Raw genomic sequence first — 507 nt, forward strand, 5'->3', positions numbered from 1 at the left:
TCGTGGTAATGCGTCTGAGATTATCGCGTTAGCAGGTGAGCAAGCGCAGAGCAAAGGCGTGGATGCGCTGGATAGCAGTGATGCTGCACTGGGCGCTGCGCAATGTTTGGTGGCTGAATACGGTGCGAATGTGGTGATTTCTGGTGGGACAGATTACGTTGTCACCAAAGACAGCGTGGTGACCTTAAATAATGGACACCCAATGATGCCGTATGTGACAGGCATGGGTTGTACCTTGACGGCATTGACGGGCGCATTTGCTGCTGTTGGTGATGAAAGTGGCTTGGCTGCTGCGGCGGTATTGGGTGTGGTTGGTGAAATCTCGGCTGAGAGCTCACGCGGCCCAGGTAGCTTGCAAATGAACCTACTTGATGAGTTATATCAATTGGATGAAGAGACTCTGATTCAACGTTTGAAGATTCAGTAGATTCAATCTGGCTATAAGCATTTAGCTCACTAAAAAGCCCCCAACACGAATGTGCTGGGGGCTTTCTTATTATATAAACC

Annotated in this window: 1 protein-coding gene; it reads left to right on the plus strand. The window is 49.3% G+C overall.

Features of this window, described 5'->3' with window-relative positions:
• Positions 1-427, plus strand: a 427-nt coding sequence (locus BCT81_RS09140; RefSeq protein ID WP_198596869.1) for a hydroxyethylthiazole kinase, incomplete at its 5' end; no start/stop codon positions are given.
• Positions 428-507 lie beyond the last annotated feature (80 nt).

It is taken from the genome of Vibrio sp. 10N.261.52.A1 (assembly GCF_002876325.1).
GTDB lineage: Bacteria > Pseudomonadota > Gammaproteobacteria > Enterobacterales > Vibrionaceae > Vibrio > Vibrio chagasii.